Here is a 14,094-nt window from a genome sequence, read left to right as displayed (position 1 = left end):
GAGCACTATGACCGAAGCTTATATCTATGATGCCCTGCGCACCCCGCGCGGCAAGGGCCGCAAAGATGGCAGCCTGCACGAACTCACTGCAGCACGCTTGTCATCCCTGACCTTAAACGCCGTAAAAGAACGTAACAATCTGGAAGGCCATGCCGTCGAGGACGTGATCTGGGGCAACGTGACCCAGGTCATGGAACAAGGCGGTTGTTTGGCGCGGACGGCTGTTCTGGGTTCGGACCTGGACGAAAGAATCCCCGGTCTGGCCATCAACCGTTTCTGCGCGTCCGGCATGGAAGCCGTGAACCTGGCCGCGAACCAGGTCAAGGGCGGCGCAGGCGACGCATACATTGCAGGCGGCGTCGAGATGATGGGCCGCGTGCCTATGGGCAGCGATGGTGCCGCGATTGCGGTTGATCCCTCGCTGGCGATGAACACCTACTTTGTGCCGCAGGGTATTTCGGCTGACATCATTGCCACTGAATACGGGTTCTCTCGGGATCAGGCCGACCAATTGGCGATGGAATTGCAGCGTCGCGCGAAAGAAGCCTGGGATGACAACCGCTTTTCCAAATCAGTCATCACAGTAAAGGATCAGAACGGCCTAACCATTCTGGACCATGACGAATACATGCGCCCCGGCACCGACATGCAGAGCTTGGGCGGCCTGAACCCGGCCTTCCAGATGATGGGCGAGCAGATGCCCGGCTTTGACAAGGTGGCGATGCTGAAGTACCCGCACCTGGAAAAGATCAATCACATCCACCACGCGGGCAACAGCTCAGGCATCGTGGACGGTGCCGCGGCTGTTCTGATCGGCAACAAGGAATTCGGTGAGAAATACGGCCTGAAACCGCGTGCCCGCATCAAGGCGACCGCCAAGATCGGCACCGACCCGACCATCATGCTGACCGGTCCGGTTCCGGTGACCGAGAAGATCCTGGCCGATAATGGCATGCAGATCAGCGATCTGGACCTGTTCGAAGTCAACGAGGCCTTTGCGTCGGTTGTTCTGCGCTTCCAGCAGGCCTTTGATGTCGACCCGGCGCTGGTCAACGTCAATGGCGGCTCGATTGCAATGGGTCACCCGCTGGGTGCAACCGGCGCGATGATCATCGGCACGCTGCTGGATGAGCTTGAGCGTCAGGACAAGGAAACCGGTCTGGCCACGCTCTGCATTGCATCCGGCATGGGTGCGGCGACCATCATCGAGCGCGTCTGATGCCTAAGCTGGATCTCTCTCAGATTCCGTTTCAGGGCGGCTCGGCCTATCCCGGGAAACTGGCTGAGGCGACCGCAGGTCGTTTCGTTCAGCGGCTCGGCGATGCGGGCGGGCTGACCCAGTACGGCGTCAACATCGTGCGGCTGGAACCGCAGGGCATGTCCTCGCTGCGCCATTACCATATGGAGCAGGACGAGTTTGCCATCATGATCAGCGGCACCTGTACGCTGATCGACGACGATGGCGAGCACGAGATGCAGCCCAGTGATTGCGCCGCGTGGCCCGCAGGTGAGGCCAACGGCCATCACCTTGTGAACAACACCGATGCGCCCGCGACCTTTCTGGTGGTGGGCACACGGACCCCGACCGAGACAGGCTATTACAGCGATATCGACATGATGGTGAAGGATGACGAAAACGGATTCGCCTTTACCCGCAAAGATGGCAGCCCGCTGACGGCTGACCAGATTGGAGATGACAATGACTGATTTCACTCTGACAAAAGGCGACGACGGCGTCGCCCTGATCTCCTGGGATGTCCCGGGCAAATCCATGAACGTGATGTCCTTTGACGGGCTGGCACAGCTGGGCGATTGCATCGATCAGGCACTGGCCGATGATGCGGTCAAAGGCATCGTCATCACGTCAGGCAAAGAAGGCTCCTTTGCTGGTGGCATGGACCTGAACCTGCTGGCGGTGATGAAGGAAGAGGCGGGCGACAACCCGGCCAAGGGCCTGTTCGAAGGCACCATGAAAATGCACGCCCTGCTGCGCAAGATCGAACTGGCCGGCATGGACCCCAAAACCAAGAAGGGTGGCAAGCCGATTGCCGCCGCCCTGCCCGGCACCGCCGCTGGTATTGGGATGGAGTTGCCGCTGTCCACGCACCGCATCTTTGCCGCGGAAAACCCCAAGGCCAAATACGGCCTGCCCGAGATAATGGTCGGCATCTTCCCCGGCGCTGGTGGCACCACTCGAATGGTCCGCAAGGTCGGCGCCATTTCGGCGGCTCCGCTGTTGCTGGAAGGCAAGATGCTGGACGTTAAAAAGGCCAAAGGCGCAGGCTACATTGACGAGATTGCCGCCGACCCGGTAGCCGCAGCCAAGGAATGGGTGCTGAACGCCAGCGAAGGTGACATCGTTAAGCCATGGGATGCCAAGGGTTATAAGATGCCCGGCGGCGCGCCCTACCACCCTGCTGGCTTTATGAACTTCGTCGGTGCCTCGGCCATGGTGAACGGCAAGACCCAGGGCGCCTTCCCGGCCGCCAAGGCGCTGCTGAGCGCGGTCTACGAAGGCGCGCTGGTCGATTTCGACACGGCGCTTAAGATCGAGGCCCGCTGGTTCACCTCGGTGCTGATGAACCCGTCCTCGGGTGCGATGATCCGCTCGCTGTTCCTGAACAAGGAAGCGCTGGACAAGGGTGCCGTGCGCCCAGCAGGTATCCCCGACCAGTCGGTCAAGAAGATCGGCGTTCTGGGCGCGGGCATGATGGGCGCGGGTATCGCGCTGGTTTCGGCGCAGGCCGGGATGGAGGTTGTGCTGATCGACCGCGATCAGGAAGCGGCTGACAAGGGCAAGGCCTATACCGAAGCGCATCTGGACAAGGGCATCAAGCGCGGCAAGACCACCGAAGAGAAAAAGGCGGCCATGCTGGGGCGGATCACCGCAACGCCTGATCTGAACCTGTTGCAGGGCTGTGACCTGATCATCGAAGCCGTCTTCGAAGATGTTGCCGTCAAGGCCGAGATGACCAAAAAGGTCGAGGCGATCATCCCCGAGGATTGCATCTTTGCTTCGAACACCTCGACCCTGCCGATCACCGATCTGGCCGAGGCGAGCGTCCGTCCGGATCAGTTCATCGGCATCCACTTCTTCTCGCCGGTTGAGAAGATGTTCCTGGTTGAGATCATCAAGGGCAAAGAAACCGGTCCTCGTGCCGTTGCCAAGGCGCTGGATTATGTTCGCCAGATCCGCAAAACGCCGATCGTGGTCAATGACGCGCGGTTCTTCTACTGCAACCGCTGCATCATTCCCTACATCAACGAAGGTGCCCGCATGGTCACCGAGGGTGTCAGCCCCGTGCTGATCGACAATGCGGCGCGTCAGCTGGGCTTCCCGGTTGGTCCGGTCACGCTGACCGACGAAACCTCGATCGATCTGGGCGCCAAGATTGCGCGCGCAACCAAGGCGGCTATGGGCAACGAATATCCCGAAAGCCCGGCGGATGACCTGATCTTCTGGATGGAAGGCGAAGGCCGTCTGGGCCGCAAGTCCAAGGCCGGATTCTTTGACTATGACGAAAAAGGCAAGCGTCAGGGTTATTGGAAAGGTCTGCAGGACCAGTATCCGTTGGCCGAAGATCAGCCCGACCTGATCGAAGTTCAGGAACGCCTGATGTTCGCGCAGGTTCTGGAAGCCGTCCGTGCATTGGAAGAAGGCGTTGTGGAAGATATCCGCGAGGCCGACGTCGGCGCGATCCTAGCCTGGGGCTTTGCGCCTTGGTCAGGCGGTCCGCTCAGCTGGCTGGACATCATTGGCGCGCCTTACGCTGCCGAGCGGTGCGACCAACTGGCCGAAGCCTATGGCGACCGCTTTGCCTGCCCGGCGCTGCTGCGTGAGATGGCAGCAAAGGGCCAGGCATTCTATGACCGCTTCGCCCCCGAGGCAAAAGCGGCCTGATAAAAAAACGCTGGCGCATCCCCAAATGCGCCAGCGTTCTTTCCAACTGTGCGTCCGGATTGACCCGACGGTCAGATCATCGCAACAGGACGGCCCGGCCGCCCTGGTCGGCGTGCACCACGAACGGGCCGCATAGGCATAATCGGGTGCTCCATGATTGGTGCGGGCAATGCCCCCAACGAATTCGCCAGCGCTGAAATATCCCCGTGTTTTGCCGTCTGATAGACCAACTCAGCTGCCGCTTCGCCTGCCGCCACTGTATAGCTTTTGGTGCTGGACATGCTGCCCATGCCAAACCGGCCAGACGGGCAAAAGGCCCGAAGCCCACCTTCGATGTAGATCACCTCATCCTTGTCGAAAAACAGGGTGCTGATATCGAAATAGGACGATGGTGTATCCGAGATTATGCGAAACGTCCCGCTCAGTAATCTTGCTGGAACAATCGGCATGCTGACCGGAAGGCTGATAGGATCATGGTTCAGTTTCGTGTGATCCAGGGCCACCCCTTGTTCCGGCATGATCCAGACCGGGCGCCCATTATACGCTGCGTGTGACGGAATGCGGATTGGCAGGTTCTCAGGTGAGGCTTCATCAGATGGCACCACAATGCAATCCGTTGCAACGCGGCTGATCCGTTTGAAACCGCTGTCCAGTGTGCGAACCAAATCCCCGGGTTGCAGATCTTCGACCAGCCTCCACCCGTTGTTGGTCGCAACTGTGGTTCCATGGACAAGCCCACCCCGGCGCGCGTTCAGGGCAAACTGAGGCTCACCCTTGTCCTGGTAACTCGGACGTTCTTCAAAACCTATGACACTCTCTACTTTCAACACGACCGAACCCACCTATTACTCACAACTACTGGTCAAAATGACTAACACAGGTTAACCGGCGCCGACTTATTTTTGACATATTGAGGCCAGATTTAGGCCGTTAAAACCCTAAAAACACAGGTATTTTCAAACAACACCCGTATTTTTTGTTGCATTGATCGCCAATTGGAAACTATGCGCCTTATGCCGGATCGAACGTATACCCGAATCTGCGGATGTCTTCGGCACAGGCTGATGCCACAGCTGCGGCGGTCTCAGCGGTATAGTACTGGCGATAGCCTTGGGTGCGGTCAGACCGGTTTGCATGCGGCAAGCTCACGCGGAATCCCAAATGGTCGAACACGGGTGCTGCGTCCTGTTCGAATTGCTCCAGCCGGATATAGGCGTGGCATTGTTCAACCCCGTCCGCACGGGTCATGTATTGGCGCGCCGGATTTTGTGCAACGGATCGCAATATGTCCGGATGCAGGACAAACTCGCCAAACTGCAGGTATTTGGCCAAGGAAACGGCGGCATGGTCAAAGCTTTGGACGCGCAGCCAGTGGTAATAGCTGACGATCCGGTCCCAGGGGTTGCGCACCATGGTGAAGGCGGTCAGAGATTGCAGCTCCTCATTGGTCAGCACGCCGTCGATATCGGCCAAGGTCGAATGTTTCCACAACCGGCCCCTGCCCCGCAGACCTTTGACGCGGTTACGGCGCTTGACAGCCTTGGGTGTATCGCCAATCAAAATGTCGTCCTTATGCGCCCGATCTTCCAAAGCCATAGCCAGCGAAGTACCTCCCGTCTTCGGGATATGAACAAAGACATACGCGCGGCCAGAAGAGATAATCACGTGACCTCCTCCGGCTCGGGTGCACGCCCCGCTCGCCAGCCCAGCAGCGCTCCGGCCAGGGCAATCAGCGCGATACCGGCGATCTGTATGACACCGATGGCTTGCCCAAACGCAGCCCAGGCAAATAGCGGGCCGAAGATCATTACCGAGTATTCAAATACCGCCACGTAAGACGGATCTCCGATCTGGTAGGCCTTGATCAGCATAAAAACCGCCGCTGTAGACCCAACCGCCTGCACCACAATCCATGGCACGGCCGGGCCTATCTGCCAGACCCAGCCCCGAGTCACGAACCCATTCGGACCATCCGACACCGGCAGCGGATAAACCACCAACGCGACCACGCCAATCGCACCTGCCAGCCCCAGTGTAATGACCATGGCGGCCAGCAGCGCCACCGTGCTTTCCTGTGCGCAATGGCTGCGGGTAATGATGGCGCTAAGTGCATAGAACAACCCTCCGGCCATCGGTAAAAGGGTCAGGGCGTCAAATTCATATGGGTTCAGTTGCAGCACGATCAGAATGCCTGAAAATCCGGTCAGAACGGCCAGAATACGCCACGGCCCGATTTTTTGCCGCAGAACCAGTGCCGAGATCAGCAGCACAAAGATCGGTGACGTAAAAAGTCCCGCCAAAGCCTGCGCAATCGGCATCAACGCCAGAGAGGCAAAGTAACACAACATGGCCAGTGTGATCAGCACGCTGCGCAGAACAACTGGCCCAAGCCGTCTGGGCCGCAGCCCGCCAAACCCCAGCAGGGACAGTCCAACAATCAATGGCAACATCAGCACCGCCCGGCTGAGATGGAACTGCCACAGCCCGATTGTCTCGGCCAGCAGGATCACAACGTTGTCGACCACTCCAATGATCGCCATCGCGCTGATCATCAGTACCGACGCCAATACCGGTGAAGTCTGAGTATCCGCCTGCATTCCCTGCCCCGGTTGTGAAATTGCGCCGGCAACCAGATTTACCGCGCGTCGTGATATCCAGCACGTTTCCCGAACAGGGCGCAACAGGTTTGCGCCTTTTGATTTTAGCGTGTTAAGCTGAGACAAAATAAGTACGAGCACACCTCACCTTGAAGACGGCACTTAAACAGTACCAGCGGATCGAAGCCACCGGTCTGTGGCGCCCCTCGCCCGATGTTCAACGGCGCGAGGTCGTGGTGTCGATTGGCGAGGCCACTCTGACGATCTCAGATTTCAATGAACAGGCGCTGACGCATTGGTCACTGGCCGCGTTGGAACGTCAGAACCCCGGCACTTACCCAGCCATCTTCAACCCGGATGGAGACCCGGACGAGACGCTAGAACTGGAAGAAACCGAAACAACGATGATCGAGGCCATCGATCGCCTACAACATGCGATCGACCGGTCCCGACCGCATCCCGGACGGTTGCGCTGGCTCAGCGTAGCCGGAGTAATGGCCGCCGTTGCCGCGTTGCTGCTGCTTTGGATGCCGATTGCATTGAAGACCCACGTTGTTTCAGTCGTGCCCGAGATCAAGCGTCAGGATATCGGCGATGCCATCCTGAACCGGATTGAGCGTGTCTCGGGCCGCGCCTGCACGTCCGAAGACACGCAAGCGGTCTTGGATCAGCTGGCGACACGTACCGGTGTGCGCGCGGTGGTGATTCTGCCAGCCGGGGTTCAAAGCAGTCTCAGCCTGCCCGGCGGGATCGTGTTGCTGAACCGAGCGCTGGTCGAGGACCACGAGGATCCTACAGTAGCAGCCGGTTACATCATTGCTGAACGTGCGCGATCCGAGGCACAAGACCCCCTAACCGATCTGCTGGACCGCACTGGGGTTACAACCGCATTCCGTCTGTTGACGACCGGAGAGCTGACCTCTGAGATTATCGATATCTATACCGAGCAGATGCTGTCAGACCCGCGCCCATCCCTACCGGATGAGGATTTGCTGGCGGTGTTCGCCCAAGCCGCGTTGCCGTCTACACCTTACGCCTATGCCAAAGATATCACCGGCGAGACTGTCCTGGGCCTGATTGAGGCCGACCCGATGGCAGGCCGTCCCACGCCGCAGGTTTTACCGGACCGCGATTGGGTTCGGTTGCAAAACATCTGCGGCGGCTAGGTTCGTCTACTTGGTACCGAACATCCGGTCGCCGGCATCGCCCAGACCGGGCATGATATAGCCTTTTGAATTCAGCTCACGATCCAGCGCTGCCGTGACGATATGCACGTCCGGATGCGCCTCTTTCATCCGTTCCACCCCTTCTGGCGCGGCCAGCAGGCAGAGGAAACGGATATCGGTCGCCCCGGCCTCTTTCAGCAGATCAATGGCCGCGGCCGAGCTGTTACCGGTCGCCAACATCGGATCCACGGCGATGACCAGACGGTCCTTCAATCCCTCGGGCGCTTTAAAGTAATACTGAACCGGTTTCAGCGTCTCTTCATCTCTGTACAGACCAACAAAGCCGACCCGCGCCGAGGGGATCAGCTCAAGCACTCCGTCCAGCATCCCATTGCCCGCCCGCAGGATCGACACCAGCGCCAATTTCTTACCGGCCAGAATGGGGGCGTCCATCTCTTCCATCGGGGTTTCGATATGACGGGTCGTCAGCTTCAGTTCACGCGTGACCTCATAGGCCAAAAGCAGCGTGATCTCGCGCAGCAATTGGCGGAAAACGGCGGTCGAAGTGCCCTTGTCCCGCATGAGCGTCAATTTGTGCTGCACCAGCGGGTGGTCAACGACGGTCAGGTGTTCGCTCATGTCTTCTCCAGTCTATTCTTGACCCGCGCACGGGTGTCTTCATCGCAAAACGCCGCGTTCAGGGCGGTTTCATTCAGAGCGGCGAAATCCTCGGCGTTCCAGCCAAAGGCTTCGCTCAGCATTTCATATTCACGCCGCATCGTGGTGTGGAAAAACGGCGGATCATCGGTCGAGACGGTGACATTTACACCCGCCTCACGCAACCGCGCAATCGGATGCGCTGCAAAGTCAGGATACAGGCCCAGAACCACGTTCGAGCCCGGGCAAACCTCAAGCGTGATATCCCGGTCGACCAGTTCCCGAATAAGATCCGGATCTTCGATAGCCCGCACGCCGTGGCCCACGCGTTCAACCTCCAGATCGTGGATGGCGTCGCGCACGCTTTCCGGGCCGCCGAACTCTCCGGCATGGGTGGTCAGGTGCAGACCGGCCTCACGCGCGCAATCGAACGCCCATTTGAATTCACCCTGAGTTCCGATGGATTCGTTGCCCCCCATGCCAAACCCGGTGATCCAATCCCCGGCGGTTTCAGCGGCACAATGGGCGCTAAACTTTGCCTGTTCAGGCCCAAAATGGCGAACACACGTAACAACCCCGCGCAGGGTGATGTCGAACTTGCGCTCGGCCTCGTCTGCTGCGTCCTGAATAGCGGTCAGATAGTCCTGCCAGGCATGCAGGTCGCCGCCCCCGCAGAAATCGGGGCTGAGGAAGGTTTCGGAATACACCACCCCATTAGCAGCGCTTTCTTCCAGAATGGCCAGCGTCAGACGGCGGAAATCCTCAGGCGATTTCAGCACCTCACAGGCGGCTTCGTACACGCTGAGGAAATGCGCAAAGTCGCGAAAATCATAACTGCCATCGGGCTTGAAAATACCGCTCAGGTCGATGCGTTTTTCATGGGCAAGCTGGCGGATGAATGCCGGAGGGGCCGCACCTTCGTGGTGCAGGTGCAGTTCGATCTTGGGCAGGTCTGCAACAGTCATAGAAATGTCCTTCCCGGCCCTTGGGGCGGAATGCTCAGGTGGTGTGCAATACTGGCGGCAACATCGGTGAAATTTACTTTGCCGATTTCGCCAGCGCCTTGCCCGGCGATCAGCACAGGCACTTGTTCGCGCGTATGATCCGTACCGATCCAGCTGGGATCGTTGCCGTGATCAGCGGTCAGCAGCATCAGGTCTTCGGGGCGCAGTTTTTGCAGAACGCTGCCAATCTCATGATCGAACCATTCCAGCGCGCGGGCGTATCCGCTGATATCGCGGCGATGGCCGTACAGGCTGTCGAACTCGACAAAATTGGCGAAGGTCAGGCTGCCCTCTTCCGCATCATCGACCAGATCGGACAGGTGCCGCATCAACTGGGCATCCGAGCCTTTGCGCAGCGTGTCAATCCCCTGCATCGAGAAGATGTCGCCAATCTTGCCAACCGCATGAACCCGGCGACCGGTGTCCTGCGCCCAGTTGGTCAGGACCGGCGCAGGCGGCAGGATGGCGAAATCCTTGCGGTTGGTGGTGCGGGTAAACCCATCCTCGGGCGAGCCCACAAATGGCCGTGCAATAACCCGGCCCACCTTCATCTCGTGCAACCGGGGCGCAAGCGCCCTACACATTGCCAGCAGGCGATCGAGGCCAAAGCTCTCCTCATGGGCAGCGATCTGGAAAACGCTGTCGGCTGAGGTGTAGCAGATCGGCCTGCCGGTGCGCATATGCTCTGCCCCCAGCTCAGCGATGATCGTGGTGCCCGAGGCGTGGCAATCCCCCAATATGCCCTCGGTTCCTGCCGCTTGGGCGGCAGCACCACTTAGGTCAGCCGGAAACGCAGGCGTGGTGTCTGGGAAATAATGCCAATCCCACGGCACTGGCAGGCCGGCCAGTTCCCAATGCCCTGACGGGGTATCCTTGCCCTTTGAGTGTTCGCGCGCGCAGCCCCAAAGGCCGGTTGGCGTGACCTCAAGACCGGGCGTGTCCGTGCCCGAAGCAAGACGTGTGGCCGCACCCAGGCCCAGCGCGTCCAGATTAGGCAGATACAACGGACCCGAGCGCCCATCCTCGGCCCGCCCTTCGGCGCAAGCCTGCGCAATATGGGCCAGCGTGTTGGCGCCAGTGTCGGGTGTATCGCCATTGAAAAACCGATCCGCGTCCGGCGCGCCGCCAATCCCCACGGAGTCCATTACCACAAGAAAGGCCCGGGTCACGGCGCGATCCTTTCGTGGACCAGAGGAACGATCTGACCGGAATCCGGGCTGAGTTTCACAGCCCGCCGCACCGCTTCGGCCGCCTGCTGCGCCGCATCCTCGCGGGCGGCGTGGACCACCGCCAAAGGTGCGCCCTTGTCTATCTTGTCACCCAACCGGACGATGCCTGACAGGCCCACGGCCGGATCAATCACATCATCTTCAACCTGTCGCCCGCCGCCCAGCGCGACCACTGCCAGGCCCAGCGCCTCACCATTGATCGAGGCGACATACCCGTTGGTCGGCGCGGCAACCTCAAGGATCACGCTGGCTTCGGGCAGGTAACGCGACCAGTTTTCGACAAACTGCAGTGGACCGCCGACAGCAGCCATCATGCGCCCGAACCGTTCAGCCGCGCGGCCATCGCGAATAACCGCAGCGACTTTTTCGCGCCCGTCCTCGGCGTTGGAACACATCCCGGCATCTGCCAGCAACACGCCGCCCAGCTCTGCCGAGATTTCGGCCAGTGGATCGTAATGTGCGTGGGTCAGCACGTTCATCACTTCGGCCACTTCCAACGCATTACCCAGCGCCGGGGCCAGGGGTTGGTGCATGTCGGTGATCACTGCCGATGTCCGACATCCGGCCGCGTTTGCGGTTTCTGTCAGGGCTTTGGCCAGCTTGCGCGCATCCTCAAGCGTCTTCATGAATGCGCCAGAGCCAACTTTAACGTCCAGCACCAGCGCCTGAGGGCTGGCGGCCAGTTTCTTTGACAGAATTGATGCGGTGATCAAATCCAGGCTTTCCACCGTCGCGGTTACATCACGGATCGCGTAAAGCCGCTTGTCCGCAGGCGCGATCTGACCCGTCGCCCCGACAATGGCCGCGCCTGTATCGCGCAGAATCTGGGTCAGACGCTCCTGCCCGATTTGGGTGCTGACACCGGGGATGGATTCAAGTTTATCCAGCGTACCACCAGTATGCCCCAATCCGCGGCCAGAGATCATCGGGACATAGGCCCCAAGCTCAGCCAACGCGGGCGCAAGCACCAGGCTGACACTGTCACCCACCCCTCCGGTCGAGTGTTTGTCAATCACCGGGCCGTCGAAATCCCAGCTTAGTACATCGCCACTGTCGCGCATCGCAACGGTCAGGTCAGCGCGTCCTTGTGCACCCAGCCCACCCATGCAGACAGCCATCGCAAAAGCTCCGGCCTGCGCATCACTGACGCCGCCATCGGCCAGGCCCTGCGCGAACCATTTCAACTCGTCACTGCTGGGCACCTGATCCCGGCGCAGCTTGGCGATGATTGAGCGAGCATCCATGGGCTTAGACATCCTCCATATGCGAGGCGTCAAACGCACCGGGCAAAAGCTGACCGATGGTGGTTTCAAACTCGGCCCCGTCCATTGTGGCAAGGATCACCTTGACCTCACGCTTGCCAAACTCGGCCAGCTTTTGGCGACACCCACCGCAGGGTGGAACCGGTAGGGGCGATGAGGCGACCACATAGACTTCGGTCAACTCTTTTTCACCGGCGGCAACCATCGCGGCAATGGCACCAGCCTCGGCGCAGGTGCCTTCGGGGTAGGCTACGTTTTCCACATTACAGCCGGAATAGACCACCCCAGTCGAGGACCGGATCGCTGCGCCGACTTTGAAGTTGGAATACGGCGCATATGCGTTTTCCCGGACAGACAGCGCTGCATCTTTCAAAGCCATGGCGATTCCCCATTTTTTGATCATCTGGTCAGAAAGACATATCCTAAATTAAGTAACCCGGGGAGTTGAAGCCCCGGGCAACAGTTTTCTCGGCCAAAATTCACTCAGCCCAGTGTGGTATTGAAGGTGCCTGGCAGGGTGACCTCAAGCAGTTCGACATCGTCAGAGGGATTGGTCAGCCGTGTGCGCATTCCGGGCGGGATGACAAAAGCATCGCCCTGCTCCAACCGAAATGGGTCACGGCTTTCCCCTTCCAACGTGACCGCGCCATTCATCACAAAGGTGAAATGGATATCGGTGTCATGCGCGGCCCAGACCGGATCACCCTGCCCTTTGCGCACAACCTGCACCCCAGCCACGCCTTTGGTATTTTCTGCAATTGTGGTGTCTCGGCAGATATAGCCCGGAAGGCGGAACGGAATCCACTCAGCCCCTTCGGCCTGGTTGTAGACAAAGCGCTGCCCCTGCCATTCTCTGCCCGGTCGGTAATGCGGCGTTGGTAGGTTCATATCATGGTCGATTTCGGTGACGTGTTCCGCCGGCACGCCGATCTCGATCACCTGCACGTTGTCCGATGCTTCAAGCACGCGGTGGCGAATTTCAGGCGGCTGGATAAAGCAATCACCTGCCGTCAGACGCATCTTGTCACCCTGATCTTCATAGACCACGTCCACCCAGCCATGAATGCAGAAGATCAACTGAAACCCGACCTTGTGGAAATGCACCATATCCGGCACCGGACCGCCATCGGGGATGCGAATATGGCTGGCGATGATCGACCCGCCCAACCGATCTGGCACCAAGTCACGATAGTGCATTCCGGCCCGGCCGATAATCCATGGGGCCTGGTCTTTGAGCCTGCGCACCACAAAGGAATGCACCGTATCCGGCATCACCATCGGGGGGTTCAGCTCTTCAATCTCAATTCGAGTGCCGTTCGGGGCGACCAGACTGCGCGCTCCGTCAGCAAAGGCGTCTGGGTTTTCTGTCAAAATGCGCAGAGTTCCGGGGGATTCAGGTGCGTCTTTTTCAATACGCAAGCGCAAGCCGTGACCCGAAAAGACAGCAACACTTGGATCATCCGCAGGATAGATCATGTCCATCCGCATGCCCAATACCCTGGTGAAAAACGGGATATCGTCACGTAGCTCCTGCGTTGGCAGACGGACTTCAGCGCGGATCGGGATTGGAGACTTGGTCATTCACGTTCTCTTCGGTGCTGGATTTTGGCCATCCGATCAGAACGGCGGCCAAAATGCCAATCGAAAAGAACATCTCAAGCGTTTCTTCCAGAACGAACAATCGGGTCACAAAAACCTCTGACATCTCAGCGTTGAAAGCGCTGCTGATCTCTTCCAGCGACTGCGCCACGACTGCACACATACCGGCAAGAAAAAATATAAGAAGGAACGGCGCGCGCTGTTTAAGGGCGCGCCAGGCATTCGGCACCCCGTGCCAAAAAAGCCCGCCCAAAACCAACACAGCCAGTACCACACGCACAATCGTCATGTCCAGCAAGACGTCCAACCCGTGCAACACAAAGTACGGCAGGCTGTCGACTGCGTACACGTCAGCCTCCAGCTCTCGTTCGGCAAGCAACAGGCATACCAGTCCAATATACAGGCGCTTTATCCCCGAAAAGCGATAAAGTGACGCCAAGCCCGCCACGAAAAGCGCCGCAGCCGAGATGGTTTCGAACGGTCCGCCCTCTTGATTGAAAACCGAGGCCTGCATCGGCCAGATCGCTATGGCAATAAGAACCAGTACAGCCACGACAAGCGCCGCTCGGAACGCAAAGCGATCCGTGCCAAAAGACCTCTTGTTCGCGGGTATCGTGCTCCCTGACTGAAACTGGTCTTTAGAGCTCATGCCTGTCTTCCATTTTACACAACGATTGCC

General features: G+C 59.1%; 14 protein-coding genes. 4 read left to right on the top strand and 10 right to left on the bottom strand.

Features of this window, described 5'->3' with window-relative positions:
- Positions 1-7: 7 nt before the first annotated feature.
- The 3 genes from SJY13_RS00760 to SJY13_RS00750 are packed head-to-tail and all read left to right on the top strand — an operon-like array spanning position 8 to position 3,901.
- Positions 8-1,219 carry an acetyl-CoA C-acetyltransferase gene (locus SJY13_RS00760; RefSeq protein ID WP_377186457.1) on the top strand — a complete coding sequence of 404 codons (1,212 nt, stop codon included), beginning with the start codon at positions 8-10 and terminating at the stop codon, positions 1,217-1,219.
- Entirely contained in the window at positions 1,219-1,707 is a 489-nt protein-coding gene (locus tag SJY13_RS00755) for a cupin domain-containing protein (RefSeq protein ID WP_377186455.1), read from the top strand. The genes SJY13_RS00760 and SJY13_RS00755 overlap by 1 nt, the downstream gene beginning before the upstream one ends.
- Positions 1,700-3,901: a 3-hydroxyacyl-CoA dehydrogenase NAD-binding domain-containing protein gene (locus SJY13_RS00750; protein ID WP_377186452.1), complete on the top strand. Its 2,202-nt coding sequence runs from the start codon at positions 1,700-1,702 to the stop codon at positions 3,899-3,901. Before SJY13_RS00755 ends, SJY13_RS00750 begins: the two co-directional genes overlap by 8 nt.
- Before the next feature lie 71 nt (positions 3,902-3,972).
- Here the strand turns inward: SJY13_RS00750 and SJY13_RS00745 are convergent, their stop codons facing one another.
- From SJY13_RS00745 to SJY13_RS00735, 3 genes are all read right to left on the bottom strand, one after another.
- On the bottom strand, positions 3,973-4,731 hold the full coding sequence (locus tag SJY13_RS00745; RefSeq protein ID WP_377186449.1) for a Hint domain-containing protein: 759 nt from the start codon (positions 4,729-4,731) through the stop codon (positions 3,973-3,975).
- Between the two features lie 181 nt (positions 4,732-4,912).
- Positions 4,913-5,566 carry a sulfotransferase family 2 domain-containing protein gene (locus SJY13_RS00740; RefSeq protein WP_377186446.1) on the bottom strand — a complete coding sequence of 218 codons (654 nt, stop codon included), beginning with the start codon at positions 5,564-5,566 and terminating at the stop codon, positions 4,913-4,915.
- The gene (locus SJY13_RS00735) at positions 5,563-6,498 is read right to left on the bottom strand and encodes a DMT family transporter (protein ID WP_377186443.1); all 936 of its coding nucleotides are present in this window, start codon (positions 6,496-6,498) and stop codon (positions 5,563-5,565) included. The genes SJY13_RS00740 and SJY13_RS00735 overlap by 4 nt, the downstream gene beginning before the upstream one ends.
- A 149-nt stretch (positions 6,499-6,647) precedes the next feature.
- Here SJY13_RS00735 and SJY13_RS00730 point away from each other — a divergent pair, with 149 nt between their 5' ends.
- A complete protein-coding gene (locus SJY13_RS00730) occupies positions 6,648-7,664 on the top strand; it encodes a hypothetical protein (RefSeq protein ID WP_377186440.1) in 1,017 nt (338 codons plus the stop codon).
- Positions 7,665-7,670: 6 nt separating this feature from the next.
- Here the strand turns inward: SJY13_RS00730 and upp are convergent, their stop codons facing one another.
- The 7 genes from upp to SJY13_RS00695 all read right to left on the bottom strand — a co-directional run bounded on the left by upp (position 7,671) and on the right by SJY13_RS00695 (position 14,064).
- A complete protein-coding gene (upp, locus tag SJY13_RS00725) occupies positions 7,671-8,303 on the bottom strand; it encodes a uracil phosphoribosyltransferase (RefSeq protein WP_170764155.1) in 633 nt (210 codons plus the stop codon).
- On the bottom strand, positions 8,300-9,286 hold the full coding sequence (locus SJY13_RS00720) for an adenosine deaminase (protein ID WP_377186436.1): 987 nt from the start codon (positions 9,284-9,286) through the stop codon (positions 8,300-8,302). The genes upp and SJY13_RS00720 overlap by 4 nt, the downstream gene beginning before the upstream one ends.
- The gene (locus SJY13_RS00715; protein WP_377186433.1) at positions 9,283-10,494 is read right to left on the bottom strand and encodes a phosphopentomutase; all 1,212 of its coding nucleotides are present in this window, start codon (positions 10,492-10,494) and stop codon (positions 9,283-9,285) included. The genes SJY13_RS00720 and SJY13_RS00715 overlap by 4 nt, the downstream gene beginning before the upstream one ends.
- Positions 10,491-11,798, bottom strand: a complete 1,308-nt coding sequence (locus SJY13_RS00710; protein ID WP_377186430.1) for a thymidine phosphorylase — start codon at positions 11,796-11,798, stop codon at positions 10,491-10,493. Before SJY13_RS00710 ends, SJY13_RS00715 begins: the two co-directional genes overlap by 4 nt.
- Before the next feature lie 4 nt (positions 11,799-11,802).
- On the bottom strand, positions 11,803-12,195 hold the full coding sequence (locus tag SJY13_RS00705) for a cytidine deaminase (RefSeq protein WP_377186427.1): 393 nt from the start codon (positions 12,193-12,195) through the stop codon (positions 11,803-11,805).
- 104 nt (positions 12,196-12,299) lie between these two features.
- Positions 12,300-13,397 carry a cupin domain-containing protein gene (locus SJY13_RS00700; protein ID WP_377186424.1) on the bottom strand — a complete coding sequence of 366 codons (1,098 nt, stop codon included), beginning with the start codon at positions 13,395-13,397 and terminating at the stop codon, positions 12,300-12,302.
- The gene (locus tag SJY13_RS00695) at positions 13,366-14,064 is read right to left on the bottom strand and encodes a hypothetical protein (protein WP_377186421.1); all 699 of its coding nucleotides are present in this window, start codon (positions 14,062-14,064) and stop codon (positions 13,366-13,368) included. The genes SJY13_RS00700 and SJY13_RS00695 overlap by 32 nt, the downstream gene beginning before the upstream one ends.
- Positions 14,065-14,094: the final 30 nt, after the last annotated feature.

The sequence above is a fragment of the Ruegeria meonggei genome (assembly GCF_042768335.1).
Taxonomy (GTDB): Bacteria; Pseudomonadota; Alphaproteobacteria; order Rhodobacterales; family Rhodobacteraceae; genus Ruegeria; species Ruegeria meonggei.
The sequence above is the reverse complement of the archived record's forward strand: the minus strand, read 5'-3'. Positions and strand labels throughout refer to the sequence as shown.

What these genes read in the sequence shown, in the direction of transcription:
- SJY13_RS00710 (WP_377186430.1), bottom strand. Translation starts at nt 11,798, where the DNA reads ATGGATGCTCGCTCAATCATCGCCAAGCTGCGCCGGGATCAGGTGCCC.
- SJY13_RS00750 (WP_377186452.1), top strand. Translation starts at nt 1,700, where the DNA reads ATGACTGATTTCACTCTGACAAAAGGCGACGACGGCGTCGCCCTGATC.
- SJY13_RS00705 (WP_377186427.1), bottom strand. Translation starts at nt 12,195, where the DNA reads ATGGCTTTGAAAGATGCAGCGCTGTCTGTCCGGGAAAACGCATATGCG.
- SJY13_RS00755 (WP_377186455.1), top strand. Translation starts at nt 1,219, where the DNA reads ATGCCTAAGCTGGATCTCTCTCAGATTCCGTTTCAGGGCGGCTCGGCC.
- SJY13_RS00695 (WP_377186421.1), bottom strand. Translation starts at nt 14,064, where the DNA reads ATGAGCTCTAAAGACCAGTTTCAGTCAGGGAGCACGATACCCGCGAAC.
- SJY13_RS00700 (WP_377186424.1), bottom strand. Translation starts at nt 13,397, where the DNA reads ATGACCAAGTCTCCAATCCCGATCCGCGCTGAAGTCCGTCTGCCAACG.
- SJY13_RS00720 (WP_377186436.1), bottom strand. Translation starts at nt 9,286, where the DNA reads ATGACTGTTGCAGACCTGCCCAAGATCGAACTGCACCTGCACCACGAA.
- SJY13_RS00735 (WP_377186443.1), bottom strand. Translation starts at nt 6,498, where the DNA reads ATGCAGGCGGATACTCAGACTTCACCGGTATTGGCGTCGGTACTGATG.
- upp (WP_170764155.1), bottom strand. Translation starts at nt 8,303, where the DNA reads ATGAGCGAACACCTGACCGTCGTTGACCACCCGCTGGTGCAGCACAAA.
- SJY13_RS00760 (WP_377186457.1), top strand. Translation starts at nt 8, where the DNA reads ATGACCGAAGCTTATATCTATGATGCCCTGCGCACCCCGCGCGGCAAG.